This is a genomic window from Bacillus sp. SIMBA_074, from assembly GCF_046534555.1.
In the GTDB taxonomy this organism is placed as follows: Bacteria; Bacillota; Bacilli; order Bacillales; family Bacillaceae_G; genus Bacillus_A; species Bacillus_A mycoides.
In genome coordinates, this window is record NZ_JAWRYM010001098.1 from 1 (window position 1) to 243 (window position 243).

Annotated in this window: 1 protein-coding gene; it reads left to right on the plus strand. The window is 45.3% G+C overall.

Features of this window, described 5'->3' with window-relative positions; translation table 11 throughout:
- Positions 1–243: TetR family transcriptional regulator C-terminal domain-containing protein (locus SB773_RS34145; protein ID WP_410594939.1), on the plus strand; the 243-nt coding region annotated here is incomplete at both ends.

Below are 243 nucleotides of genomic sequence, written 5' to 3' on the forward strand. Positions count from 1 at the left end.
GTTTGCCTGGCTATGGCAGCAAAAGGAAAAAGAGTATTCAACTTCGATTGAAAAGCTGTATGGGCTTGGGGCTTTTATCATTGACGATTTTTTGTCCCATCCTTTAAAAAGAGCTGGCGAAGAGTTCTCTGGCAGCCAATTAGCCGATCCAGCCATCATGGATCAGGTTATGGAGATTCTCGGCTCCACTTATACTCTGTATATCGCCCTTTTCCAAGAGGGTATGGAAAACGGCGAGTTTGC